The sequence below is a fragment of the Clostridium sp. genome, from assembly GCF_017888565.1.
Taxonomy (GTDB): Bacteria; Bacillota; Clostridia; order Clostridiales; family Clostridiaceae; genus Clostridium.
Genome location: NZ_JAGHFX010000065.1, coordinates 1 through 26,209, shown reverse-complemented (window position 1 = coordinate 26,209; position 26,209 = coordinate 1). Strand labels below are relative to the sequence as shown.

The window sequence follows — 26,209 nt, the reverse complement described above, 5'->3', positions numbered from 1 at the left end:
GAAATCGAAGGAGAGTTATTATGCTAGATCAAAAAACAATTGATATAATTAAAAGTACAGTGCCAGTATTAAAAACTCATGGAGTAGAAATAACAAAAACATTTTATAAAAATATGTTTGAAAAAAATCCTGAAATTAAACCATTGTTCAATATGGACAAACAAGAATCAGGTGAGCAACCTAAAGCCTTAGCTATGGCTATATTAGCTTCTGCACAAAACATAGATAATCTACCTGCAATTATTCCTGTAGTAAACAAAATTGCAGAAATTCACTGTAATGCAGGCGTTAAAGAAGAACATTATCCAATAATAGGAAAACACTTGTTATCTGCTATTAAAGAAGTTCTAGGAGATGCTTCAACAGATGAAATTATTGATGCTTGGGGAAGAGCTTATGGCATTATATCTGAAATCTTTATAGATGTAGAAAAGAAAATTTATCTTTCAAGACAATAATTTATATAAATAGTAAAAGTTTACACTTCTATCATGAAAATAAAAATAGCTGATGCACAATTAAAAATGATTTTGTGCGTCAGCGCCCTAATTTATGATAATATCCATTATCTCCAATTTTCTATTGCCTTAAGGTAATAATTTATTAATTGTGGCCTTGCTATAGTGTTAGTAATTAACTTATCCTTATCTACTATTTCATCTTCTGAAAACATAAATAGCCTATCAATAGATTCATTATTTAAAAATTTAGTTTCTACATTTATTTTAATTTTTTCTTTCTCTATTACTTTCTTAGATGCTAATTGGAATCCCCAATCCCCAAATGATGGTACTTCAACATGATACGGTATAACATTTAAACCCTCTTCTTCTAAAGTCTTATTTATACACCAAAAGGCTTCCTTTGCATAATATGGACTTGTTGATTGAATAGAAATTACGCCATCTTTATCTAATCTATTTGATACTAATCTATAAAATATATTTGTATATAATTTATTTAAATTTTCATCATTTGGATCAGGTAAATCGACTAATATTATATTGAAAAGTTCATTGCTATTTTCTAAGTATTCAAATGCATCTTCATAAACTATTTTTAACTTATCACTATTTAAAGAATCATTATTTACTTTTCTTATCTCTTTATTATTTTGGGATAGTTCCACCATCTCTTTATCTAAGTCAACTAAAGTTATTTTATCAACTTCTTCATATTTAAGCACTTCACGTACAGCTAATCCGTCTCCTCCACCTAAAATTAATACCTTACTTTTATCTTCACTTACACTCATTGGAATATGGACTAAACTTTCATGATATCTATATTCATCAATTGTAGAAAACTGTATATTACCATTTATATATAGTCTTAAATCATCCTTATGTTTTGTAACTACTATCTTTTGATACTTAGTTTGTTTATTTAGTATTATTTTATCTCTATATAATCTGTTTTCTACATTTAATGCTATATTCTCCGAAAATATAGTTCCCAAAACCATAAGTGATAGTGCTAAAAATGCTATTATCTTAAAAGCATTTGACTTTCTAATATATTTCTTATAGTTAAATATAATTATTAAAGATATTATTATGTTTAATGATCCAATTAAAAATGATGTTGCAAAGTACCCTAAATTAGGTAAAAGTATCAGTGGAAAAGCAATAGAACCAATTAATCCACCTATATAATCAAAACTAAAAATACTTGATAAAGTTATTCTTAGATTTTTAGTATTTTCCTCTATAATTCTTGTTAGTAATGGTATTTCTAATCCAACTAAAATACCGATTAATATTATTTGAATATACATAATTAATTGATATGATTCTAAGTATACATTAGATAAAAATAGTATTAATGAGCTTAATCCTCCTATAAATCCAACACTTATTTCTACTAGAACAAACCAATCAAATAAATTCTTTTTTATAAATTTTGATATGTAAGAGCCTATTCCCATCGCACTCATATATATTCCTATAGTTATTGAAAACTGCTTTATACTATCTCCAATTAAATAAGAACTTACTGAACTAATTAAAACTTCGTATATTATTGAACATCCTGATATTATTAATGTAGTTATCATTAGTAGCTTATATCTAAATTTACTTTCTTCCATAATCTAATTCACCTTTTCTAATATATTAGTAATATAAAAAGTGCGATAAATTCGCACTCATTTTTGTTAATATATCACTCCACTTATTAATATAGCTAAACCTATAAACATCCCCATCACCATAAGACCTGCCGCCGGATTTCCATTTGTTATCTCTTTATTTAAGTCATACTTTTTATTGAATACCTTCATTACTAAATATCCTATAATACAAAATATTATGCCTATAAAGAAATAAAGTATTGTACTTCCTACACCTTCAAGCAAACCTTGAGTAATCTCAATAGTACTTGGCGACATTACTGCTCCTTTTAATATTATCCCAACAGCTATAGAAGAACCTGCTGTAATATAACCAACAGATTGATTCCCATTCTTTATTTCTGTTGGAAAGTGACATGGTACTATTAAATCTACTATAAATGTTCCAGCCATCATTAGTATTATTCCTAAACATGAGTAAATAATTGTACTTAATATTTCTTGCATTTTAATTTCCCCCTCATTATTTTCCTAGGCTTGTTCCTCCCCCTGAGGATACCCTTGAACCAACACTACTTTCCCTTATACTATTAGAATAAGTTTTATATTTATTATTAGGATTAATATTTACTGTTCCATCATTATAGTTTTCATAAGCATTTTTATTTCCACTATACCTACTATTATCACTTGTATATCCATTAGTATAATAATATCTTCTATAATAACTCCTTGTAATATAGCTACTTCTATATGGACTAGTATTACTTGAGTAAGTATATGATCTACTACTAACTTGTACTAAAGTTTCTCCATCTTCACTTTTATATACTAAGCAATATTCATCTGATGTCATAATTGCAACTGAATAATCTTCTGAATTTTCTTGAACATCTTCTACTTCTCCATTAATAGCTTCTATTATTTTGTTAGCTGCCTCTTCAATAGATAATTTAGTTGAGTAAACATCAGCCTTTTGATTATTATCTAAATCAGAGGTTATTGAAGTCTCATAATAAAAATTACTATCTCCCATTATAACCTCTGACATCCTTTTAAAATTAGAATTTCCTTTAAAAGCTGATATAGCACTAAAGAAAAGAAATCCTACTATAAGTATAGCTACTATAGCAATGGTGCTAGAATCAGATTTTTTAATGTTGTTGGTCTTCCCACTTATATTATTTATCTCAACACTATCTACTTTTTTAATTGAACTTTTATCTAAATAATATCCCTTTGAATATTCAGTTTCATCTTCCCATATCTCAATAGAAATTATTTTAGATTCTGATATATCTTCAAATTCTTTAAATTCTACAATATCTCCTAAATCTACATCTACATCTCCAGTTGATTCTATAACTTTAGCCATTCCAGAATCTACTTCTCTATATCCTGACCTATCAATATTGTAGTTGTCAAAGCTTTTATTATATATGTATTGATCGTATATTGAGTATTCATTATATGCATTATCAATACTAAGCCATTTAATTATCCCCGAATCTAATGACTTTATTTTATACTCACTCCATTGACAACCATCAGAAGTATTATAAAATTTTATAGACCCCTTTACTATGTAAGCATGTCCCTCAATCCTTATCTTTTCTTCTGTTCTAAAATACAGATTTGTGCCCTCCATTTACTATCCCCCTAACATATAAAGTAATTATAGCATTTTTCTATATTTTAACATATATGCATAATTTATTATACTTAATTCAATATTGTATAATAAAATTTATTAAATTTTATGCCTTATTCTAATGTTATTAAGTAGTTTAAATTTACTTTTACATTTATTTCTCTAATAGAAATCTCCCTACTTAGAAAACACAGTATAAATATGACTTCTTATATAACAAAACCGTTCAATTTACAAAGTATTCTGTACATCATAAATTTTAAGTGCTATAATAATAATCCATTTATTGATGCATACTATTATTTGTAAGTAATAATAAATGAATTATTATGGAAAGTGTTAGGTGAAATTTATGATTGATGCAAAATTATTAGTTGAAAAGGCTTATGAAGCTCAAAAATTTGCTTATACTCCTTACTCTAACTTTAATGTTGGCGCAGCATTACTTGGTACAAACGGTAAGATATATTTAGGCTGCAATATAGAAAATGCTGCTTTTACTCCAACAAACTGTGCTGAAAGAACTGCTTTTTTTAAGGCTGTATCTGAAGGACAACATGATTTCCTAGCAATCGCAATAGTGGGTAATATGGCAGATGCTAAAGAAACTGAATACTGTGCTCCTTGTGGAGTCTGCAGACAAGTATTAGCAGAATTTTGTGACCCAAAAACTTTTAAAATCTATCTTGCTAAAAATAAAGATGAATTTAAAGAATATACATTAGAAGAACTTTTACCTCTAGGCTTTACTGGAAAGGACTTAAATAAATAATTTGATAATTTCTATTAAATAAAATTAAGCCATAAACTATAAAACAGCTTATGGCTTAATGCCGTTTAGCTTTAAGTAAATGCTGCTCATTTTATCTTATTATTTAATACAATAGCCCTGCTATGCATTATTAGCAGGTTTTATCATAAATTCCCTATTTTTTATTCCATTTTACTTATTATTTTATTTTTTAATCATTTAAAATGAAATTTATTAATAAAGTTCATCATATTATCTTTATTATCTTTTAATTGTGTTATTCTATTTACATTAGCACCTGAAGGATGCGGAAAATTATTAAGTATTTGCCCCTCCCTTATAAATCCCTTACCTTCTAGTTCAAATAAAACCTCCTCTACAGCTCTCCCCAATGGTATTAGCAAAACTTCATTGAAGCTATCTAAACTATTAAGCTCATCAATAAAATTTGCATAAATATACTTCATTAAAAATTCACTTTTTATTAATTTAGGAGTATGACCAGAATAATTTTGCTTTTTCACAAAAGCAGGATAAGGAATTAAAGAAACCGTGTGCAATAAATAATCTTTTTCATTAAATAGCTCACTGCAACTATGAATATTTAAAGCCTTATTTAAAGTTATTTCATCTAACATACTTATTATGTTCTTTCTTATCACTCCACTAAATCTTCCTGCAGCCTTACACTTATATTGAACTTCTTTAATATCACTTCCTAGTTCAAACTCTTTTCTAGCAGTTGCAATGGCTGTACTCATTTGCTGAAATCCTGGAGTTATTCCAATAATAAATATTTTTGCCCTTGGGTTTAAATACTCATTATGTGGTGCATAATATATCTCTATGCTATTTTCCTTATCTACCAAAAAATCCTCAATTAATAGTTCCTCTTTAGTGTATTTATCTTTTAATGGTAACTTCATTATTTTTTCTTTATATTCATGTAAAGCCTTTTTCATGTTTTTTCTCCTAAGTAAAAAAATTATATAATAGTATTCTTTTATTGTTTTATTAATATACCATAATCATTTCTATATTATTACCTATAATGATATAGGTTATATAAAAAAATATTTGTACAATTAATTTTTTACTGAAATATACTTTGCCTGATATACAGCTTTTAGTACTAATATACATGTGATATATGTTAGTGTATAATGAAAAAGCTATGGACAATTCCATAGCTGAATATCTATTTAATATCTTTTTCCACAGGTAATAAAAATTAATCCACATATCATTGTTAAACTTAAAAATTATTGTTAATAAATTTCTAAACAAAATCTTATTATAATTTACATACTATTTTATTATCTAGGTAAGAATACTGAAAATATCGACCCTTTACTACTAGATTTCACTTTAATATATCCACCTTGATTTGATATTATTTCTCTTGTTAGAAATAGTCCTATTCCTATCCCCTCTATATATCTAGAGTTTTCACCCCTATAAAACCTAGAAAATATCTTAGTTAACTCATCTTCTTTTATTCCCACTCCATTATCTTTTATATCTACTCTAGTAAACATTTCATAACATTGAATTTTCACCATAATCAATCCATTTTCACTAGTATACTTAACTGCATTTTCTAATATATTAAAAAATGCTTCTCTTACCCAATTTTTATCATGACTTATCGAAACCTTATCTACTTCCTCTAATTGAATTTCTATACCCTTTATTCTAGCCTTTTCCTGAACTTCGCTTATTGCAAGTAATAAAGTATCATTTAGATCATTAATCTGTGGCTTTAATTTAATAACTCCACTTTCAAGCCTAGACATCTTTATCATACTCTCGATTAAAAAGCTTAACCTATCTAATGAAATTATAATAATATCATTAAATTCTCTTCTCTCTTCTTCAGTCAAATCTTCATCTTGAAGAAATTCACCATACATCTTTAAATTAGTTAATGGAGTTTTAAGTTGATGTGCTATATCTGAAATTAATGATTTAATTTCGTTTCTATCTTTTTCTATTTGCTTATTTTTGTCTTTTAGTATAGTAGTTAACTTAATAGTTTGATGCTGCAATTTAGATAACAAAGTATCTTCCGTAGTAGAAAATATTTCTTCATCTCTCATATCTATAATTGTTGCAAGCATATCAGATAATTGTATAAACATTTCCTCCATATAACTTTTATATAGTTTCTCATAAATAAACATCCCCAAGATTATAATTATTGAAAATATTAATAAAACTATCGCTACCTTATTATTTACATCCATAATATAAACATAAAAATTTATAGATATAACTAATATTAGTGTAATGACCCTAAAAACTATATTTACTTTATTAAAATTAAGTCTCATAAGCTACTCTCCCAAAGTATATCCTATACCAAATACAGTTATTATGTATTTAGGATTCTTAGGATCTATCTCTATTTTCTTTCTAAGTCTTCTAATATTCACACTTAAAGTGTTTTCATCAACAAAATTTCCATTACTATCCCATACTTTTTCTAATAATATTTCCTTTGTTAATACCTTACCTTTGTTTATTGCAAGTAACTCCAAAATCTTATACTCTGTTGCAGTTAAATTAATATCCTTCTCTAAGACTCCTACTGTCATTCTTTCAAAATCTATTTTTAAACCATCATATTCAAATATATTTTTATTAACTACCTTATTCCTTTTAAGTATTGCATTAATCTTATGCTTTAGTATTTCTACAGAAAATGGTTTAGATATATAATCATCACATCCTGTTTCAAAGCCCTTAACCATGTCTTCTTCTGTATCATTAGCTGTGAAAAACACTATGGGAATATTCACTTTACCCCTAACCCCCCTACAAAAGTCCAAGCCGTTACCGTCAGGCAAATTAATATCTAGAAGTATAAAATCTATCTTATATTTTGATATTGCTTCTTTCCCCTCATCCTTAGAATATGCAGACACTACCTCATACCCCTCTTTTTTCAATGCAAAAGTTACTCCTTTATTAAGTATTTTATCATCTTCTACTATTAATATTTTTGCCATAATACTCACCTCATCCACCTAATAAATTAATTATATCAAAAATGGGTTATCTTAAAGATAACCCATTAAAATTTTATTTCTCTACTTCTCTAATTCTCTCAGTTACACTTCTCTTTGATGATTCTTTAAACACAATGCTTGGAGTAATTAAACATACTGCAAATATAAATAGTACTAATAGTACTAATGGTACTGTTGGGAATACAAAAGTTGCATAGTCAGCTATTTGCCTAGTAAGTTCTGATATTCCATAAATAATAGCAATTCCTATTGTTAATATAAATGTAGTAGTAATACCTGCATAATATAAACCTTCAAAAGTTAGCATTTTCTTGATTTGCTTCTTAGTCATACCTATGCTTTCCATTATAGCAAGCTCTTTTAATCTAACATTTACTCCTGTTATCATTACATTTATGAAGTTAATTATTCCTATTAATATTAGTATAATTGATATACCACTACCAAGTATATTCATTACTATTTGTGAACTATTAAACTCTTCTGTCTTATCACCCTTAGATTCAAACCACAATCCACGGCTTTCACTAATACCCTCTAGTTCAGATTCAATTTGCTCTTCATATTTATTATCGACATTTACATATAATAAGTAATTTACTGCATTGCTATCTAATTCCTCTAACACAGAATTACTAATATATATTGTTGGTATTCCTAAAGGTGTTGGTAATCCTGATGGTAATAGTGATGAATTATCATTTATTATTTTTACATCAAAGGTTTTTGATATATCATTATTAGAACTTCTTATAGTTAAGTTACCTTTTATATTCTTATAATCATCTCCATAGCTCCATGCATCGGCTATAACAAACTCTCCTCTTTTGAATGCTTCTATATCTATTTTATCTTTTAAATCCTTATTAACTCTTTCTATAAGATCATCATCTATTCCCATAACAGACGATGATAATACACTTGGATCATCCTTAACTAGATTTAAAAATTGATTTAGCTCTTCATCTGATAACCCAAACCTTTTATAACTTTCCTTTAAGGATGGCATAAGTATATCTTCGCTCATTTCTAATTGTAACGTACTCGACTTACTTAAGTTTATTGAATTTACACCATTGATAGATTTGATTTTATCTATCATATCAGTATCTATTTTATCTGTTTGAGCCTCAATATTTTGTATTTCAAAATCATTTTTTACATATCTATCAATATAATTATCTACACTTAAACTACTTAAGAATGTATTTACACTTAAGAAGGTAATAATCCCCATAAATAATGATAGAAATACTATTATAGATCTCTTCTTCTCTCTAAAAACATTGTACCATGCCATTTTATATAGCTTTCCACCATTAGTAGACTTCCTGTCTTTCTTTTGCTTTTTAGATTTGCTTCCTGTATAACGTAACGCTTCTGTCGGTGAAATACTTCCTGCAATTTTAGCTGGCTTTTTACAGCTTAAACTTACTGTTAGTAATGAAAATAGTGCTGACCCTATAAATATTATCGGATTAAAAGAAACATCTCCAGGCATAGCGCTCGCCTTAGCCCCATCAAATAATGTTCCCATTGCTAATGGTACAATTCCAAAAGAAACTATTGCTCCTAATATTAATCCTAATGGTATTCCAATTATAGATAGTCTAAAAGCTTGACCCTTTACCATCCTTTTAATTTGTCTTGGTGATGCCCCTATGGTTTTAAGTAATCCATAGAAATTGATATCTTTAGTTACTGCTATATATATAATATTATAAATAAGAAGATATCCACTTAAAACTATAAATAAAGCTATGATTACTATTAATACTACTGTAATTAATGCTGTATTTGAAAATTCCTCTGTAGGATCATAGCTATATATAAATTTTTGATTTCCATTAAGAGAAACTTCCTTTTCTAATTTACTTTCTGCTACTTCCTTTTGCGCTTTTTTTAAAGCCATAAGAAGTTTTCCATCGTTTTCTAAAGTTAAATTATTTCCCTCTATAAACTCTTCGGAAACTAATATATATCCTATATCTTGTACTACTCCATAAGTAGTATAAGATCCACTTAGGATAAATTCCTTATTAGTAACTTCTTCATTTATTTTTACTGGAATTTCAATTTTATCACCTATCTTTGCATCACTTTTATCTAGAAATTCTAAAGCTTTCTTAGATGCCATTATCTCATTTTCTTTTTCTGGATATCTTCCTTTTATATCGCTTATACATGGAGTTAACTGTTTTTCAAAATTTTCTTTATTAATATATTTAAGTCTTATGCTTGTTCTATTATTTGTCAAACTATCAAGAACTACTTTTCCGACATTTACTTCATAGCCCATGCTATCTAATACGTCTAATGATTTTATTTTTTCTATTTGATTATCTGTAGGGTTATCTAACGATACTGTGGCTGTAGTACCTTGTAATCTTAAATTCATTGTTTTATAATTTTTAGCAAAGCTTATTCCTATACTAAAAACAGAAGATATCATAAAAGTTGTAAGTACTATTGCAATTATGGCAAATATATTTCTTATCTTATTTTTCTTTAATGACCCTTTTGTTATCCTTTTAATAACTTCCTTATTATTATTTTCAAATTTCATTACTCATCACCTCTAACTGAAACCTTACCGTCTTCAATTCTTATAATCCTATCTGCAAGTTGAGCTATTTCCTCATTATGTGTAATCATAACCATAGTTTGATTAAACTTCTTACTTGTTATCTTTAATAACCCTATTACATCCATACTTGTCTTACTATCAAGGTTTCCTGTAGGCTCATCAGCTAAAATAATAGCTGGCTTAGTAGCTAATGCCCTTGCTATTGCTACCCTTTGTTGTTGTCCTCCAGAAAGATTATTTGGCATATTAGTTAATTTTTCTTTCAAACCTAATGTATTAATAATTGAATCTACATATTCTTTATCTATCTTTACTCCATCTAACTCTATAGGTAAAACTATATTTTCATAAACATTTAAAATAGGAACTAAGTTATAATTTTGAAAAATAAACCCTATATTTCTTCTTCTAAATATAGTAAGATCTTCATCTTTCATTTTACTTATATTTTTACCACCTATAATTGTTTCTCCACTAGTTGATTTATCTAATCCACCTAACATATTTAATAATGTTGATTTTCCACTTCCAGATGTCCCTATTATAGCTACAAATTCTCCTTCTTTAATCTCTATACTAACGTTATTTAATGCTCTAACTTCATTAACTCCTTCTCCATATATCTTCACTAAATTTTCTGTTTTTAAAATACTCATCTAACTCCACCTCAAAATTTTTATTTACTATACTTTGTATTTTACATATAACTTCTTACAATCTTCTGACATAATTTAAACTTTTCAATTTTTTATCTAATAATAAATATTTATAATATACTAAAATAGTAATTTGTTGAATCTTCTTATTTTCTTGATTTTTAATTCCCTCATCATTAGAAATTCCTGCATGATATTTTCCTATACTAGCCTTAGTTTTCTTTAATAATTAATATATTTTTTCTTCTTCAAAATAAATTTATTATGTTAATAAATAAAGAAAATATTATATACTTTGTACACTGCTTATAATCAACAAAAAACTAAAATAAAAAGCCGTACTTAATTTCAGTACGGCTATCACCTAGTTATATTAAAACCTATCACAATAATAAACATCTTTTTTCTAATCTACTTAATATTAAAATAAAATATAATCCCCATAAGACTCCATATTAATAAAGATATCATGGATTCCTTTCCTAGCCCAGCTGGAGACATTGGAAGTAGTAATAATAATATAAATATTATACTTATAATCACTCCTAATATTGAAAACACTTTGCCAGTTATCTTTTCAGTCTTTCTATATGCAATATATGAAACATAAAGATATGCTACAGCTGCTCCAAGAGATGACATATCTACAATCCAAATTATAACTTCTCTCCCAAACCAAGGTGCTATTAAGCTTATACCCGTTAAAAATAGTATTGCATTTTTATATACTCCATTTTTATTTATCTTTCCCATTTTATCAGGTAACATCTTATATCTAGCTACTGACCCCAATAATTTTGAGCTACAAATCATAAACCCATTAATTCCACTCCATACTGCACCACATAGTGCCATTATAAGCATAAAGAATGCTCCTCTTCCTAAGGTCCCTAATACAGCACTACCAGTTGCCCACTCAAGAACTAGTGCCTGTTTAGGTGTATAAGCTAAAGCAGTTATTATATTTAATATATTGTATATTAACGTTCCTATAATAAGCCCAGTTATAGCAACTATTGATGCCTTTTTGGCTGAAAACTTATATTCATTACTTAATTGAGGTATGGCATCAAATCCAATAAAGGCAAATGGTGTTATAGCAAATACCATAGCTATTGAATTTATATCAAATGAGTATTCTTTGATATATGTTTGAACAAAGGTTTCTCTTTCTCCCTTAAATAGCATGCCTACAAAAACAAGAAATACCATTGATATTAGTACTATTATTATAATATTTTGTATTCTACTAGATTCCTTTAATCCTTTTATATTGAAATAAGCAAAAAGTAAAATAATAATGCTAGCTGCAATTATTTCACCTATATAAACATTATATCCTGCAACATTATATAGATATCCGAACTCTAAGACTCCACCCATTAACTTCTTTATAACTAATGGAAATGCAGTAGCATTTAGAGGAATCATTGTAAAATAAGCTAAGGTAAGAAACCATCCAACAATAAAACCATGCTTTTTACCTAAATTATTATAAGTAAATGAAAATTCTCCTCCCTCTTCATTTTGAATAGACATCATAACTTCGTAGTTTCTCTCAATTACAATAATACATAGTGCTCCTAGTATAAGACCTATCGCTGTATTTATTACTCCAGCTTCCTTTAAAAACTTAGTTCCTGGTAGCATAAATGAACCCCAGCCGATAATACCACCTACAACAATGGAAAACACATCTAACCTATTAAGATATTTTTTCATACTTCCTTCCTTTCTACTTTTCTTTAGCAACAAAACCTATGCAGAGTTATCTGCATAGGCTTATAAAATATTTCTGCTATTATATTATCATGTTATTGATATCTATGCAGGTATATTAAACTTTTTAACTAATTTAACTCCTAATAATCCACCAATAACAAGTGTTACTAAAAATGCCCATCCTGATAATGAAAGGTTAGCTATTCCTGAGAATAGAGCTCCAACATTACATCCCCCTGCAAGCTTTGCTCCATATCCCATTAATATGCCACCTAAGCCATAGAATACAATATCCTTAGCTTTAAAGTTTGCACTTAACTTCCATCTTCCAGCTAATAACATACAAATGGCAGCTCCTAAAATAATACCTATATTTCTTACTGAAACTGGATCATTTAATATTCCCTTAGTAACTACTCCTGCACTTCCCTTAAATGCTTCTATTGAACCAAAGTCAATACCTAACTTACTAAATAACCACACTCCCCAATGAGTATATGGACCTGATGCACCCCAACTTGAATTAGTTGTATTAATTATAAATATAAATAATATTGCTATTAATGAAGCTCCTGTAAAGAAAGACCATCTTTCAACAAAAAGTTTATGATAAGTTTTATTGCTTAGAACCTCATATTCCTTTTCTTCTTCAATTCCTTTTTCCCACTCATTATATTCTTCTAGTTTAAGAGTACCAGCTTTTCTTCTCTTATTTTCATATATCTTAACTATAAAATATAATCCTAAAAGTAATAATAATGAAACTAATACTGAACCAACATACCCAAACACATCTGGTAAATAAACAGTTAATGAATTCTTATATAAGAATGTATTCTTTAATGAAGGTAAATTCCAAGTTCCAAGCATTCCTCCTATACAAAAGAAGAAAAGAACTATTAAACCTCTCACTGAACCTTCCCCAGTATCTGATAACGTACCTGAAGCACATCCTCCACCAAGTACCATACCAATTCCAAATAATATACCACCAATTATAAACCCTAATGAAATTGCAGATACACTTCCTGTACCTGGAATAGTAGCAACATCCTTAGCTGCTCTAAAAGCAGCTTCTGCTCCACTTTGAGCTCCTGCATAATGAATTCCAGCTGTACCAATTACACTTATAGAAAATAAGAATAATAATGCCTTGCTTAGTTTTCCATCACCAGTCATAGCTATTTTTCTAACTCCACCAGCAAATCCAAATCTAGATCTTTGTAACACATAACCTAACATTAATCCTGTAATTAGAAATAACGCTAATTTACTATTATCTGTATATTTAGTCATAATAAATGCTATAATTGCAGCTATAACTCCAAATCCTATAAATATTTGTCCCTTTTTCATAATATCCCCCTAAATTCATTAATATTTTATATTAAATTTAATAAGCTCCTTTTGATTAAAAAAAGTCTACATGAATCTTTTTTTAATCAAAATTATAATCTGTAACTATCTTTTCTCTTCCAGTTACCATATCATTGTAGTATTCATAGAAGCTAACTCCCATAAATCCCCCTGAAACATTATATATATTATCAAATCCTAAGTGTCCTAATGCTACTGATGCATTGTAACTCCTTTGCGCACTTCTACAATGTAAGTACACTGGAACACTCTTAGGTATTTCATTTATTCTATCTCTTAATTGGCTTAATGGAACATTTTTAGCTCCTCTAATATGGCTTAATTCATATTCATCCTCTTCTCTTACATCTATTATGCAAGCACCACTTTCTACTAAATCCCTTACTTCATGAACATAAACTTGTTTGAAAGTTCCCTTTAAAAGATTTGTTGCTACTAATGCTGCATGATTAACAACATCTTTTGCTGTTCCAAATGGTGGCGCATAACAAAGCTCTAAATCAGCTAAATCATAAACTGTCCCATTAAATTTAATTAATGTAGCAATTACATCAACTCTTTTATCTGCATTCCCTCTTCCAATTGCTTGTGCTCCTAAAACTTTTCCTGTTGGCACTTCAAATATTAATTTAAAATGAAGTGGTTCACTCTCTGGCATTAAGCCAACCTTATCTTGAGGTATTACTCTGACAACTTCATAATTAATATTTAAATTAAGAGCTTTAATTTGTCCTTCTGTTAAACCAGTAGATGCTCCATTATAATCAAAAACTTGAATACATGATGAACCAATAAATCCTGTATTTCTAACTGGGATACCATTAATATGATCTGCTACTGCCCTTGCTTGCTTTTGAGCTGGCCCTGCAAGTGGAAGTTTAGTTGCAGAGTTAGTTAATGCATTATGTACTTCTATTGCATCTCCAACTGCATATATATCCTTATCATTAGTCATATAATTAGTATTTACCTTTATAGCTCCAGTTTGTCCTATTTTTAATCCTGCTTCTCTAGCTAAATCAGTTTCTGGAACAACTCCAATTGCCATAACTACTACATCTGATTCTATCTTTTTTCCTGATTCTAATACCACTGTATTTTTTTCAAAGGAACTAACCTTATCTCCAACTATAAGATTTACTCCATTATCGTACATAGCCTTATGTAACACTTGTACCATATCATAATCAAATGGCTTCATTATCTGATCCATTGCTTCAACTAAAGAAACCTCATATCCTGCCTCTTTTAAATTTTCACAAACTTCAACACCTATAAATCCCCCACCGATAACAGTAATATTTTTACTTCTATTTTCCTTTATAAATACATTAAGTCTAGCTATATCTACTACATTTCTTACTGTAAATAAATTCACATCATCAATACCATCGATAGGTGGAACTATTGCTTTAGCTCCAGGGGAAAGCACTAACTTATCGTAGCTTTCAACATACTCTTTACCATTAACAACATTTCTTATTGTAACTTCCTTCTTTTCTCTATTAATTCTAACTACTTCACTAAATACCCTTGCATCTATCTTATATTGATTAAAGAATTGTTCTGGCTTCATTAGAACTAAATCTTCATGATCCTCAATCTTACCACTTAAATGATATGGCAAACAACAATTTGAAAAAGAAACATGTGGACCTCTTTCAAACATTACTATTTCAGCACTTTCATCTAATCTCCTTAATCTAGCTGCAGTTGATGCTCCACCAGCTACCCCTCCAACAATGACTACTTTTTTACTCATACGATTACTCTCCTATCTATTATTAAACAATTATTTTGACTAATCAGTATAGATTGTTAAATTTTTATCCTTCCTTAGGATAACATATAATACTCTCTTTAGTGTAATAAGCATTCCTTATTTACAATAAATAAGTCTTATACATCTGTAAATTTGACATATCTTATAAAAATAATATAGAATATAATCACTATGATATTTAGAGGAAGTGACTAAATGAATTTAACTTACTTACGTTCCTTTTATGTAACTGTAAAGTGTAATAGTATCTCAAAGGCTGCTAAACAGCTTCATTTAACTCAACCAGGGCTTAGTATGCAATTACAAAGCTTAGAAAATGATATTGGTGAAAACCTTTTAAATAGAAGTAATCGAGGCGTTTCATTAACCGATGAAGGTAAATTAGTTTTTGAATATGCTGAAAGTATGCTATCCTTACAGGATAATCTTGAGCGTAATTTAAAAAACTTAAAAAATAAGAAGTCCAAGCTATTTATCTCTTCATGTAAAAGCATTGGTGAGCACATATTACCTTGTAGTATATATACATTTAAAGAAATACATTTTAATATAGATATATCAATGGAAGTAGACAACTCAGCTAATGTTATAAAAAATCTTATAAATCATGCTACTAATATTGCTATTATTCAAGATATGGATGTTCCTGATAATATAAGCACAACTTCCATAATGCCTGATAAGCTAATTTTAGTTGGGGGTAAAAATGTAAAAAATAATTCTATCTCAATTCAAGAACTTACTAAATTACCCCTAGTTTTAAGAGAAGAAGGTTCTGGAATTCTTGCTTTGCTAGAAAAAGCCCTTCAGAATAACTTGCTTTCATTAAATGACTTAAATATATTAATTTCCTTAAACTCTCTTGAGTCTATAAAATCATCCGTAGCTTCTGGTAGAGGCTATTCTTTCCTTCCAGAATCAGTTGTTACTCATGAACTTAGGACAGGTACCTTAAAAAGAATTACCATTGATGGTTTAGAAATTCCTTATAACTATTACTTAGCTTTTAGAAAAAACTATAATTTTACGGATCACGAGGAAAAGTTTGTTCAATTTTTAACATCTAATAAAAGATGTTTTTGTTATTAATATAATGCAAAAGGCCCATGACATTAAAGTCTGGGCTTTTTTATTAAGGTGATTAGGCTTATTTAAAAATAAAAAAGGTTGTAGTCTAAACTACAACCTATAACAATTTAAAATTATCTTCTATTTTGTTCCTTTTTAGCTCTTCTACAAGATATACATCTTGTTGGCTCATTTGTAAATCCTTTTTCTTTATAGAATTCTTGTTCTCCTACTGAAAATACGAATTCACTTCCACAATCTCTACATACTAATGTCTTATCTGTCATAAATATTCCTCCTGAAATTAAAGATTCTAAATCGATATAATAATCTCTAATTTTTGAGAAACTATTTACCTAAATGAAACTTTTTTTGTTAGCAACTTTGCTACTCTCTTATAATAACATAGTATTTACTTAATTGCAACACCTTTTAATTATTTATTTCACATTTTTCATACTAATATTTAACTATTTCTTTTTATAACATATTTAAACTATAATTATATACTTTTAAACTTATTGTAAAATTTATTTAATTCTCTCTTAATTAAATTTACATACTCTATAAAGCATTAATCTACAGTTGCAGCGACTATTACTGTATCTTAGATAATTAAATATTCACCTTGGTTCATTGTTATATAATATATAAATAATATATTGTATTAATTAAATTTAAAGTATTACTTATGATACTATTTTTTCGTATCCTTAGATAAGTTATATTAATATCTAATTAAAGATCTCATTTTCTTATTGTACGGTTCACTATAACTACTCTAATTAAGTTTTTTCATTTTGTTCTTCTAGAAATTTATTAAAAGTTTATTAATCTATCAATTGAATACTCGAAAAATTCCTTATAAGATTCACAGAAATAGTTTAGCGATAAATTTCCATCCATATTTTTATCTCTATCTCTTCTGCATCCACCTCTACATAGATTTTTCCATTTACACTCCATGCAGCTATACTCTAACTTTAATGATGATACTATAAATTTACTTTCTTTTCGCTTTTTTTCTATATCCTCAAAATCTTCTTCTATCAGATTTCCTATCTTTTGTTCATCTAATACATAAAAGTCACAAGGATATACGCTGCCATCAGCTTCTATTACATTCTGAACTGTACAATGACCAAGCATACCACAGGCCTCTGGTCTAAATCCTTTTATTATCCCTACTATATTTTCAAAATATCTATTATATACAAATTCTCCTTTTTTCATATCCTCATACCATAAATCGAACAAATCCTTTAAAAACTGTCCATAAAGTTTAGGATTAAGTGAATAATCACGACATCCTCTTTCTTCTCCCATAGGATCCAAACATGGTATATACTGTTGATATGAAAAATTCCTTTCTTTATAAAATTCATATATATTCTTTATATTCTGAGCTACATAAGAAGTTACTACAGTCAATATGTTGTATTCTACTTTATATTTGTTAAAGAGTTCTATTGTTTCTAATATACTATCATAAGTACCTTCTCTACTAGCATTAATCCTATTTATATCATTTATTTCTTTAGTTCCATCTAGTGATATTCCTACAAGAAACTTATTATTATGCAAAAATTTTGCCCATTCCTTATCTATTAAATAGCCATTAGTTTGAATTGAATTATGGATTTCTATCCCTGTTTTGTTATATTTCTTTTGAAACTTTATTAAATCCTTATAAAAATCAAGGCCTACCAAAGTAGGTTCACCACCTTGAAAAATAAATGTACATTCACCCTTTGCAAACTTAAGAGCTTTCTTTACTATTTGCTCTAAAGTTTTAGTGCTCATAAATCCATAAGACTGAACTGATCTATTATCAGCTATATCATCATAAAAACAATACTTACATTTAAAATTACAATATCCTGATGCTGGTTTAATTAATAAATTTAATGGATACATTTTAGCCCTCCTCTATAATGATACTCCTGTAAACTTGACTATATTAAATATATTTATAAAAACTAATAAAATTAAAACTCTCGCAAAAAACTGCTGGATTATATCATCGCTCATTTTCTTTGATCTATAACTTCCATAAATCGCTCCTAAAACTCCTCCCAAACACATTACAATCAATGTCATAATTCTAAACTCAGGAATATCATTTGCTAAAATTGTTGTTAGTAAACTAGACATTTGAGAAAAGAATATTACGAATAATGAGTTTAAAGCTGTTTCCTTTGGCTTCATTGAGAAAAAATAGTATATTGCAGCTATATTTAATGGGCCTCCCCCAATACCTAAAAAAGATGATAACACTCCTAATGATAATCCAATTAATACACAATTTATCTTATCTTCAACATTATGTGTTTCAATTTTATCTTTATTTTTCATATAAAATATGATTGCTAAATTAATTAATAATAATAAAATTGATTGAATGATTCCTACTAAACTATCATTTCCAAATATCCTTCTTGATTTATCAAATAATTCTTTTCCTAAAATTCCACCAACACAAGCACCGATTGCTAAATATACAGTTATATTCACATTTATCTTAATTTCCTCTTTTCTATTTCTTATAAGTGATACTGTAGCCATAGTCAAAACAGTGCATCCGGACAAAAAACTTAACGTTGATACGCTCATTGTTCCTAAACTATCCATAAAAGGTTTTATAATTATTCCTCCACCAATTCCACTTATAGCTCCTACTAATGATGCGATGGCACTTATAATAAAGTATATAAACTCCATACACTCCCCCTACTTTTTCTTCTATATTATTATGTCATTTTCAACATTTCATTCTCTACCTATATATGAAACTATATTAAAATCAATTAACAGCTGATTTCTTATACAGAGCAGAAATCAGCTGCTAATCATTTACAATTAATTATATTAAGCATATTTATTTCACTTTCACTACCTATTTCAGTAAAATATAAACCACTCTCTAAAAAACGTTTTCTTGACTGATATAAGATTATTATATATAAAATATACTTAGATAATTTTCGATATACTAGATGCCATTCCCCATATATGCTTTAATATAAGTTCTTTTTATTTTTTATTAAATTTTTATTTGTGATTCTTTATGAACTTCATCTTCTATTAATTTAGATGATTCAATCTCCCTCTTACGCTTCTCATTTATAAACGTTTCCATTTCATTCTCTGTTTTTCTATCAATTGGATAAAATTGCATTGCCACAACAGAACATATAAATGCAGCAATAGGTATTAACGTTTTCATATATAAAATAGCTTTTAGCGTAGTTGCAGACTGCTGAGCTAGATTTGGTGCATAACCTACAAACTCTAGAACATACCCCATGATAAATGCTCCAAATGCTTGTGAAAACTTATTTACAAAAGTAAATGTAGAAGATACTAATGCCGATCCATTAATGCCAGTCTTCCACTCTGCATAGTTAGCTGAATCTAAAACAGCAGATCTACTTAACATGTTAGTAATTGCCCCAATAGTAACTGATGCTATTAAAAAGAACATAACGAAAAAAGTATTATGTGACGGAACAAATAATAATCCAAGTGCAGCTATAATAGCAAGTGATTCAGCTAATATTATTCCATTTTTCTTTCCAAGCTTATTTACATACCATCCTACAATTCCAATCAATATGAAAGAAAATATAGTAGTTGCCCATCCTAGCATCCCCATGAGATTTAATTTTTCTCCCATGTTATATTTAAAAAAATACATATTTAGTCCATTTCCGATTTAAATAGCTAAACTATCTGTTCCAAAACTGATAAGTACCATAAGTAAAGCTGTGTTCGAAGTAATAACTTTTATTCTTTGTTTAATGGATACCTTTTCACCTGAGTTAACTCTACTAGCTTGTGCTGGATTAAAAACATCAAGACTTTTAACAGACATAGCAGATATAATAAACATAATTGTAGAGAATATAGCAAAAATTATCGCCACAATAAACCACGATTCTTTACTTCCATCTCCACCAAACCACTTTAGCATATAAATGGCTAATGATGTTACCGCTAAAGATCCAATGTTTCCAACTGCCTGAAAGATAGCCTGAATTTTTGTACGACGTGTTGTATTATTACTCAAAATAATAGGAAGTGCAAGTTGAGGAATTTGCACACATGTCCATGCTAAGCTATATAAAATATAACTTGTATATGCATAAATTATTTTTCCTCCCATACTTAAATCCGGAGCCATAAACATTAATACAAAAATAATTCCTAATATAGGTGAACCAAATATGATGTAAGGCCTATATTTACCGAACCTTTTAGAATTAGTTCTATCAACAATCATTCCCATAATCGGATCTGTTAGTGCATCTACGATTCTAGCTACCATAAAAATTGTTCCTGCCACTGTAGCTGAAATACCCAATATATTTGTGTAATAGAACATAATATATGTGCCTACAAACATAAATATAGCTGTATTTGCAATGTTCCCTATACTATATAAGTATACTTGTTTCTCTGAAGCTTCCACTGAATTATTCATCTCTTTACCCCCGTATAATTTTAATTTTTAAGAAATTTAACTTTTCTTTCTTAATTTATAATGCTATAACACTCCCCTTTACTTTTAATTTTTACATCAATTCCTCATCTACCCGAATAGTTCTCTTAAGAAGCATAACTTTTTTCTCTTACTTTATAAGGTTATAACACTCCCCCTTTGCTTTTAACCTTTTCACAATTAATTATAAATAATAATTAATGTATTTTCAATACATTTTATTTTTTCTTGATATAATACTCATTATATCGATTTATCAAAATTATTAATAGATTTAATTAATTATTAATTTTAATAATTAGCAGTGCTATACTAACATTAAAATTAGTGTTAAATTATATATTATTTAAATTTCATTAATTTATATTGCGATTTTTATGCTTTTTATTATTAAAATCTTTTATTATCACTTTTTATTTTTTATAATAAATAATTAATTCATATTTAGAAGGGATTGAGTTTTATGACTAAGAAAAAAAATATAATTCTAATACTATCCGATCAACAACGATATGATACTGTTAGTTCTTATGGTTTGAATGATATATGCAAAACACCAAATATTGATGCTCTTGCTGATGAAGGAATGAAATTTACTAATGCATTTACATCTTCTCCAATCTGTGCACCTTCTCGTGCAAGTGTTATGACAGGACTTTACCCTCACAATCATGGTGTAATCGATAACTTTACAGATATTAAAGATGATATTCCTGTTCTCGGACAATGTATGAAAGATCAAGGTTATTATTGTGGTCTTGCTGGTAAATGGCATGTTTCCGCATCAAAAACACCTGAGGACTGTAGATTTAACGGAAAAGCTTTTATGGGATATGGTTTTCCAGGAAGCCAAGTTTTTCCTAGTTTAATATTTAATCAACCACCAGATAACTTACCTAATTACTACGAAGAATATTTAAAGGATAATGGCTTTGATATACCTGATGTTTCCCACGGCTTCTTAGGTAATAACCCTGCACTTCAGATCCAAGAAATGTATGCTAAGCATGAAGGACCTATTGAAAGCACTATTGAATATTTTGTTGCACATGAAGCTAATCGTTTAATTGATGAAGCAATTGACGAAGATAAACCCTTCTTGATCTGGGCAAATTTCTGGGGACCTCACTCACCAAGCATCGTACCTGAACCTTATTATTCTATGTATGATCCAAAGGATATTAAAGAGCATCCAAGCTATAAAGAAGATTTTAATGATAAACCTCTTATGGTTATTATCTTACTGAAAAAATGTGGGGACTTGGAGATTATGGGTGGGATGGATTTGCAGACATCTCTTCTAAATACTATGGTCATTGTACAATGATCGATGACATGGTGGGATTAATAGTAGATAAATTAAAAAAATTAGGAATCTATGATGATACTATTATTATATATAGTGCAGATCATGGGGATTGTCTTGGCGCTCACAAGTTAATTGAAAAAGGTGCATTCACTTTCGATGAAATATATAGAATACCTATGATAGTTAAAGGTCTCGGCACTAAGGATAATGATAGTTTTGTTTATCTACAGGAGATTATGCCAACGCTTCTAGATATAGCAGGCATGAAGCCTCCTAAACCTGTTGATGGTGAAAGCCTTCTCCCATTAATGTCCGGAGTAAAGAAAAGTAATAATAGAACAGAAGTATTTGGCGAGTTTCATAATCACTTTTATGTATCTCGTCAAAGGATGGTAAGAGATAATAAATACCAATTCACCTTTAATGAAAATGAAAAAGGTGAGCTTTATGATTTCACTAACGATCCATATCAACTAAATAATTTATGTTATGATGGACAATATGCAGATATAAAAAGAGAATATATACAAAAATTATCTAAGCATCTGAAAGAAAGTAATGACCCAGCTAGTGTATGGTTTCATCGTATTAAAGACTTTTATTAGAAATCTAACAATTATATCTATAAAGAAAAAAATATATTATCCTTAGAGATAAATAATTAGAGTATATATATATTTGTGTAAAAACAAATTTATATATACTCTTTTTAATTATTCATTAATAAAATAAGCATCAATGACCCTAGCACTTGCCCCAATAGCACCATCAATAGGCTTGTAGTGAACTAGTTCTATATTAGAAAAATAGTTATCCCCTATAAAGTTCAGATCTCTTTCAATATATATTTGAAATTGCTTAAATATTGTATCATCCTCAAATAATTGACCATGTAGAAAAATTTTAGTAGGATTCATTATAATAGATAAATTTGAAATAGACATACTTAAATATTTCAGTGCTTCTAATATGTATTGTCTTATAACTTCATCCCCCAAATTATATGCAGTTATAATATGCTCAATATTTAACTCTTCGTAATTTTTAACTAAACTATCTAAAATAACAGAAGCCTTATTTTTAATCAGTATCTTAGCCATCTTTATTAACCATCTCTCACTTGCATAAGTATTAAGGCATCCATTTTTTCCACACTCACAACATTTTCCATCCACTTTAACAATTGTATGACCGATTTCCCCAGATATATAATTTTCCTCTTTAAATAATTCTCCATTAATCACATTTGCACAGTACATTCCAGTACCTAAATGAAAAAAAGAAAAATTTTCTGGACTTTTTTGAGGTTCAAATAAATATAACCCCTTAGCCATGCATTTAACATTATTTTCCATAATGACAGATAATCGAAATCTCTCTTTAATTTTTTCAGGAAAGAAACATTTCCATACATTTGAATCTGAAAATAATTCTTTATTATTATTATTTATCTTTCCCGGTACACCAATACCTATTCCTAAAAGCTTATCCTTGATATCTTTATTTTTTTGCATAAGTATTTCTACATTTTCAATTATAAACTCTGTTATATTTGAAACTTGATGATAAGTTGTTAAAAATATTGATTCATCTATAATCTTCCCTTTTAAATTAGTTATGCAAAAAGATATATGCTTTTCATTAAATTCAATTCCAATTGCATAACTATGGTCAGGATTTAAATCAATTAAAACACGCTTTCTCCCCGGCGTATTATCACTTTGTTCAACTTCACCTAAGTCTACAATAACATTTTCATTTATCAGTTCTGTTATTGTTGTTGTTACTGTAGCAGGTGTAATATCTGTTTGCTCCGCTATAGTAGCCCTTGATACAGGAGCATTTCTAAAAACATACTCTAATATTCTAGTTCGATTAGACTTTTTTATAGGATTCATATTTCCCCTCCTTTTGTAGATAACTTTTATTACCTTAAATCTTTTAATAGATTTATATATTAATAGATCATATGTCTCTTAAAATATATAATAATTGCTTTCATTTCTATAAAATTCACTCTAATTTATTTAAATATAATTTAAGACTAAGAATACTATTATTATATAGGAGTATATAATTTTATACAATTTATCACAAATCATATGCTCCGTTATTTATGATACAGTTTGGTGATATTTTTTAGCCATTAGCATTTTAAATAATGGCTATGAGTTTACTTATATCTTTTACAAGCAATAATCTGCTTACAAGTTTCTCTATTATAATAAAAACACTTACATATACACATATTATTTTCTAGCTTTACTATAAATTTATTTCCCTTTGCAGTTATTACAATAAACTCTTCTTCCTTAATCTTTTCTGCCTTTAGATTTTGAATATCTTCCTCCCATTTCATTAACAACATTAGCTTTTCATATACATTACATACTTTTCTATAATGTTCTAATAATTTATGAGCCTTATTTTCTTTACTATTGATATTCTGTTATTTTCATACTTAATTATTCTATATTCCGCAAATCCATATTTAATATCGCTACACCTTAAAGATTTATTTATCTCATCATCAATATGCTCTCGCATATTTTTCAAAACTTGAAACCAATATTTATTTTTAAATTTATTATAATTGTCCTTTAATATCTGTTTTACTGTTATCTTATCTTCAATTATCATATCTACATTTTATTAGTTATACACAGTTTTTAAAAATATAATTTCCTAAAGAATAAAAAAATAACACCTTAAAGTTACAATCTTCATACTGTAACTTTAAGGTGTTATGATTAACAAATACCTGTGTTAATACTAATATATCATAACTACATCTATATTCTCATTAATAACTGAAGTTTTATTTCATGCCAGATATTATGAGTAATATTTATAACTACTCATAATATCTACAATCAATAATTTTTATAAACTAAACTATATTACTACTGTTAATAAATCTTCTTTAAAATCTATTTCTTTTTTATCGATTTCTACAACATCTAAATAATTATCTGAGTTTGTTATGATTACTGGTGTGATTAAGGAATACCCTTCTTTTTCAATTGCTTTAATATCAAACTCTACTAAAGTCTGTCCTTTTTTAATTGCGTCTCCTTGTTTAGCTTTTAATGTGAAGTGTTTTCCTTCTAACTTTACAGTATCCATACCAACATGTATTAATATTTCTGCTCCATTATTAGTTGTAATTCCCATAGCGTGTCCTGTTGGGAATAGTGTTGTAAGTACTCCATCTGCTGGAGCTACAACTTTCCCCTCTGTTGGTATTATTGCTATACCTTTACCTAATGCACCACAAGCAAATGCTTCATCTTCAACATTTTTTAGCTCTGTTAATTTTCCTTTTAATGGGCTTGAAATAACTTCTTGTTTAACTAATGTATTTTCACTATTTTGTGAAACATCTGTATTAAAATTATCCTCTTCCATATCCTTTGGATCTAATTTTACAAATAACATTGCTAAAAATCCTAAAATTAAACCTGCTGCCATTGCTATAGCAACTCCATAAAATCCCTTGTCAGGTCCATTTGGTCCTATAAAATTTGGTAAAACAAATATTCCTAAACCACCTGGCATATATTTTTTAGCTTCAAAGAAACCAAGGATACCTCCTGTAACTGCACCTATTATACAGCTCACTATAAATGGTTTTTTTCTTGGTAATGTAATACCATAAATTGCTGGTTCAGTAACACCAAAGAATCCTGAAATGATTGATG

Annotated in this window: 22 protein-coding genes and 1 pseudogene; 5 read left to right on the top strand and 18 right to left on the bottom strand. The window is 28.2% G+C overall.

The features are described from left to right. Nucleotides 1–20 precede the first annotated feature (20 nt). Nucleotides 21–458 carry a globin domain-containing protein gene (locus J7M87_RS13215; protein ID WP_291651500.1) on the top strand — a complete coding sequence of 146 codons (438 nt, stop codon included), beginning with the start codon at nucleotides 21–23 and terminating at the stop codon, nucleotides 456–458. A 107-nt stretch (nucleotides 459–565) separates the two neighbouring features. Here the strand turns inward: J7M87_RS13215 and J7M87_RS13210 are convergent, their stop codons facing one another. The 3 genes from J7M87_RS13210 to J7M87_RS13200 all read right to left on the bottom strand — a co-directional run bounded on the left by J7M87_RS13210 (nucleotide 566) and on the right by J7M87_RS13200 (nucleotide 3,719). Further along, nucleotides 566–2,089, bottom strand: coding sequence for a polyamine aminopropyltransferase (locus J7M87_RS13210; RefSeq protein ID WP_291651499.1), 1,524 nt, complete (start codon nucleotides 2,087–2,089; stop codon nucleotides 566–568). Between the two features lie 66 nt (nucleotides 2,090–2,155). Next, nucleotides 2,156–2,578: a DUF350 domain-containing protein gene (locus J7M87_RS13205; RefSeq protein ID WP_291651498.1), complete on the bottom strand. Its 423-nt coding sequence runs from the start codon at nucleotides 2,576–2,578 to the stop codon at nucleotides 2,156–2,158. Nucleotides 2,579–2,594: 16 nt separating this feature from the next. Then, entirely contained in the window at nucleotides 2,595–3,719 is a 1,125-nt protein-coding gene (locus J7M87_RS13200; RefSeq protein ID WP_291651497.1) for a DUF4178 domain-containing protein, read from the bottom strand. Between the two features lie 355 nt (nucleotides 3,720–4,074). Between J7M87_RS13200 and cdd the strand changes: the two genes are divergently transcribed. Further along, nucleotides 4,075–4,494, top strand: coding sequence for a cytidine deaminase (gene cdd / locus J7M87_RS13195; RefSeq protein WP_291651496.1), 420 nt, complete (start codon nucleotides 4,075–4,077; stop codon nucleotides 4,492–4,494). Nucleotides 4,495–4,688: 194 nt separating this feature from the next. Here cdd and J7M87_RS13190 read toward each other — a convergent pair whose 3' ends face one another. From J7M87_RS13190 to J7M87_RS13155, 8 genes are all read right to left on the bottom strand, one after another. Next, entirely contained in the window at nucleotides 4,689–5,435 is a 747-nt protein-coding gene (locus tag J7M87_RS13190) for a hypothetical protein (RefSeq protein WP_291651495.1), read from the bottom strand. Nucleotides 5,436–5,789: 354 nt separating this feature from the next. Further along, nucleotides 5,790–6,806, bottom strand: coding sequence for a HAMP domain-containing sensor histidine kinase (locus J7M87_RS13185; protein WP_291651494.1), 1,017 nt, complete (start codon nucleotides 6,804–6,806; stop codon nucleotides 5,790–5,792). A gap of 3 nt (nucleotides 6,807–6,809) precedes the next feature. Further along, nucleotides 6,810–7,484, bottom strand: a complete 675-nt coding sequence (locus tag J7M87_RS13180; protein WP_291651493.1) for a response regulator transcription factor — start codon at nucleotides 7,482–7,484, stop codon at nucleotides 6,810–6,812. Between the two features lie 73 nt (nucleotides 7,485–7,557). Then, complete coding sequence (locus J7M87_RS13175) at nucleotides 7,558–10,071, bottom strand: ABC transporter permease (RefSeq protein WP_291651492.1); 2,514 nt, start codon at nucleotides 10,069–10,071, stop codon at nucleotides 7,558–7,560. Continuing rightward, nucleotides 10,071–10,748: an ABC transporter ATP-binding protein gene (locus J7M87_RS13170; RefSeq protein ID WP_291651491.1), complete on the bottom strand. Its 678-nt coding sequence runs from the start codon at nucleotides 10,746–10,748 to the stop codon at nucleotides 10,071–10,073. Before J7M87_RS13170 ends, J7M87_RS13175 begins: the two co-directional genes overlap by 1 nt. Before the next feature lie 411 nt (nucleotides 10,749–11,159). Further along, nucleotides 11,160–12,470, bottom strand: coding sequence for an APC family permease (locus J7M87_RS13165; RefSeq protein ID WP_291651490.1), 1,311 nt, complete (start codon nucleotides 12,468–12,470; stop codon nucleotides 11,160–11,162). Between the two features lie 102 nt (nucleotides 12,471–12,572). Next, complete coding sequence (locus J7M87_RS13160) at nucleotides 12,573–13,826, bottom strand: YeeE/YedE family protein (RefSeq protein WP_291651489.1); 1,254 nt, start codon at nucleotides 13,824–13,826, stop codon at nucleotides 12,573–12,575. An 82-nt stretch (nucleotides 13,827–13,908) separates the two neighbouring features. Continuing rightward, a complete protein-coding gene (locus J7M87_RS13155) occupies nucleotides 13,909–15,609 on the bottom strand; it encodes an FAD-dependent oxidoreductase (protein WP_291651488.1) in 1,701 nt (566 codons plus the stop codon). Between the two features lie 216 nt (nucleotides 15,610–15,825). On the opposite strand from J7M87_RS13155, the gene J7M87_RS13150 reads away from it, so the two are divergent. After that, nucleotides 15,826–16,719, top strand: a complete 894-nt coding sequence (locus J7M87_RS13150) for a LysR family transcriptional regulator (RefSeq protein ID WP_291651487.1) — start codon at nucleotides 15,826–15,828, stop codon at nucleotides 16,717–16,719. Between the two features lie 113 nt (nucleotides 16,720–16,832). Here the strand turns inward: J7M87_RS13150 and J7M87_RS13145 are convergent, their stop codons facing one another. The 4 genes and pseudogenes from J7M87_RS13145 to J7M87_RS13130 form a co-directional block, all read right to left on the bottom strand. Next, nucleotides 16,833–16,985: a zinc-ribbon domain-containing protein gene (locus J7M87_RS13145; protein ID WP_291651486.1), complete on the bottom strand. Its 153-nt coding sequence runs from the start codon at nucleotides 16,983–16,985 to the stop codon at nucleotides 16,833–16,835. Between the two features lie 532 nt (nucleotides 16,986–17,517). Next, nucleotides 17,518–18,615 (bottom strand): anaerobic sulfatase maturase, encoded by a 1,098-nt coding sequence (locus J7M87_RS13140; RefSeq protein WP_291651485.1) that lies wholly within the window; start codon nucleotides 18,613–18,615, stop codon nucleotides 17,518–17,520. Nucleotides 18,616–18,627: 12 nt separating this feature from the next. Beyond that, a complete protein-coding gene (locus J7M87_RS13135) occupies nucleotides 18,628–19,419 on the bottom strand; it encodes a sulfite exporter TauE/SafE family protein (protein ID WP_291651484.1) in 792 nt (263 codons plus the stop codon). A gap of 322 nt (nucleotides 19,420–19,741) precedes the next feature. Then, nucleotides 19,742–21,181, bottom strand: a pseudogene (locus J7M87_RS13130) (glycoside-pentoside-hexuronide (GPH):cation symporter). Between the two features lie 481 nt (nucleotides 21,182–21,662). Here J7M87_RS13130 and J7M87_RS13125 point away from each other — a divergent pair. Next, a complete protein-coding gene (locus J7M87_RS13125) occupies nucleotides 21,663–22,526 on the top strand; it encodes a sulfatase-like hydrolase/transferase (protein WP_291651483.1) in 864 nt (287 codons plus the stop codon). Then, a complete protein-coding gene (locus J7M87_RS13120; RefSeq protein WP_291651482.1) occupies nucleotides 22,523–23,113 on the top strand; it encodes a sulfatase/phosphatase domain-containing protein in 591 nt (196 codons plus the stop codon). The genes J7M87_RS13125 and J7M87_RS13120 overlap by 4 nt, the downstream gene beginning before the upstream one ends. A gap of 108 nt (nucleotides 23,114–23,221) precedes the next feature. Here the strand turns inward: J7M87_RS13120 and J7M87_RS13115 are convergent, their stop codons facing one another. From J7M87_RS13115 to J7M87_RS13105, 3 genes are all read right to left on the bottom strand, one after another. After that, complete coding sequence (locus J7M87_RS13115; protein ID WP_291651481.1) at nucleotides 23,222–24,406, bottom strand: ROK family protein; 1,185 nt, start codon at nucleotides 24,404–24,406, stop codon at nucleotides 23,222–23,224. 275 nt (nucleotides 24,407–24,681) lie between these two features. Further along, nucleotides 24,682–24,876, bottom strand: a complete 195-nt coding sequence (locus J7M87_RS13110; RefSeq protein ID WP_291651480.1) for a hypothetical protein — start codon at nucleotides 24,874–24,876, stop codon at nucleotides 24,682–24,684. A 527-nt stretch (nucleotides 24,877–25,403) separates the two neighbouring features. Continuing rightward, the coding region (locus tag J7M87_RS13105; RefSeq protein ID WP_291651479.1) for a glucose PTS transporter subunit IIA at nucleotides 25,404–26,209 on the bottom strand (806 nt) is incomplete at its 5' end.

Bases quoted from the DNA above. Each gene is read 5' to 3' on its own strand.
- J7M87_RS13215 (WP_291651500.1), top strand. From the start codon at position 21: ATGCTAGATCAAAAAACAATTGATATAATTAAAAGTACAGTGCCAGTA.
- J7M87_RS13210 (WP_291651499.1), bottom strand. From the start codon at position 2,089: ATGGAAGAAAGTAAATTTAGATATAAGCTACTAATGATAACTACATTA.
- J7M87_RS13205 (WP_291651498.1), bottom strand. From the start codon at position 2,578: ATGCAAGAAATATTAAGTACAATTATTTACTCATGTTTAGGAATAATA.
- J7M87_RS13200 (WP_291651497.1), bottom strand. From the start codon at position 3,719: ATGGAGGGCACAAATCTGTATTTTAGAACAGAAGAAAAGATAAGGATT.
- cdd (WP_291651496.1), top strand. From the start codon at position 4,075: ATGATTGATGCAAAATTATTAGTTGAAAAGGCTTATGAAGCTCAAAAA.
- J7M87_RS13190 (WP_291651495.1), bottom strand. From the start codon at position 5,435: ATGAAAAAGGCTTTACATGAATATAAAGAAAAAATAATGAAGTTACCA.
- J7M87_RS13185 (WP_291651494.1), bottom strand. From the start codon at position 6,806: ATGAGACTTAATTTTAATAAAGTAAATATAGTTTTTAGGGTCATTACA.
- J7M87_RS13180 (WP_291651493.1), bottom strand. From the start codon at position 7,484: ATGGCAAAAATATTAATAGTAGAAGATGATAAAATACTTAATAAAGGA.
- J7M87_RS13175 (WP_291651492.1), bottom strand. From the start codon at position 10,071: ATGAAATTTGAAAATAATAATAAGGAAGTTATTAAAAGGATAACAAAA.
- J7M87_RS13170 (WP_291651491.1), bottom strand. From the start codon at position 10,748: ATGAGTATTTTAAAAACAGAAAATTTAGTGAAGATATATGGAGAAGGA.
- J7M87_RS13165 (WP_291651490.1), bottom strand. From the start codon at position 12,470: ATGAAAAAATATCTTAATAGGTTAGATGTGTTTTCCATTGTTGTAGGT.
- J7M87_RS13160 (WP_291651489.1), bottom strand. From the start codon at position 13,826: ATGAAAAAGGGACAAATATTTATAGGATTTGGAGTTATAGCTGCAATT.
- J7M87_RS13155 (WP_291651488.1), bottom strand. From the start codon at position 15,609: ATGAGTAAAAAAGTAGTCATTGTTGGAGGGGTAGCTGGTGGAGCATCA.
- J7M87_RS13150 (WP_291651487.1), top strand. From the start codon at position 15,826: ATGAATTTAACTTACTTACGTTCCTTTTATGTAACTGTAAAGTGTAAT.
- J7M87_RS13145 (WP_291651486.1), bottom strand. From the start codon at position 16,985: ATGACAGATAAGACATTAGTATGTAGAGATTGTGGAAGTGAATTCGTA.
- J7M87_RS13140 (WP_291651485.1), bottom strand. From the start codon at position 18,615: ATGTATCCATTAAATTTATTAATTAAACCAGCATCAGGATATTGTAAT.
- J7M87_RS13135 (WP_291651484.1), bottom strand. From the start codon at position 19,419: ATGGAGTTTATATACTTTATTATAAGTGCCATCGCATCATTAGTAGGA.
- J7M87_RS13125 (WP_291651483.1), top strand. From the start codon at position 21,663: ATGACTAAGAAAAAAAATATAATTCTAATACTATCCGATCAACAACGA.
- J7M87_RS13120 (WP_291651482.1), top strand. From the start codon at position 22,523: ATGATCGATGACATGGTGGGATTAATAGTAGATAAATTAAAAAAATTA.
- J7M87_RS13115 (WP_291651481.1), bottom strand. From the start codon at position 24,406: ATGAATCCTATAAAAAAGTCTAATCGAACTAGAATATTAGAGTATGTT.
- J7M87_RS13110 (WP_291651480.1), bottom strand. From the start codon at position 24,876: ATGTTGTTAATGAAATGGGAGGAAGATATTCAAAATCTAAAGGCAGAA.